The organism is Christensenella hongkongensis, assembly GCF_000981035.1.
In the GTDB taxonomy this organism is placed as follows: domain Bacteria; phylum Bacillota; class Clostridia; order Christensenellales; family Christensenellaceae; genus Christensenella; species Christensenella hongkongensis.
In genome coordinates this window covers 1-355 of sequence record NZ_LAYJ01000129.1, presented here as the reverse complement: position 1 = coordinate 355, position 355 = coordinate 1, and the positions used below count along the sequence as shown (strand labels likewise).

The following is a 355-nucleotide window of genomic DNA, read 5'->3' as shown; positions in this document are numbered from 1 at the left end:
TACTTCCAGTCCCGCAGCATCAAAGGTATCACCCACCGTGTATATTGTCTTCGTCGGATTCTCTGTTACTTCGATGCTGTCCAGAACAGGCGCGGGGGCGTTTACTGTAATGTCAAAACTCGCCGTCTTTTCTACGCCATCCTCTTCATACGTCACAGTAATTGTTTTCGTGCCTGCTACACTCATATCAGGCGTTGACAGCGTATATTCCCCGCCTGTCAGCACTTTATCCGCTCCGCCATTGGTGTAGTGTGCCGTTATTTCCAATCCCGCAGCATCAAACGTATCACCCACCGTATACGTCGTCTTCGTCGGCTCTGCCGTCACTTCGATGCTGTCCAGAACAGGCACAGGT

1 protein-coding gene is annotated in these 355 nt (G+C 51.3%); it reads right to left on the bottom strand.

The window, feature by feature from the left end; genetic code table 11:
- A partial coding sequence (locus tag CHK_RS13530) for a bacterial Ig-like domain-containing protein (protein ID WP_046444611.1) occupies positions 1–355 on the bottom strand: 355 nt, incomplete at both ends.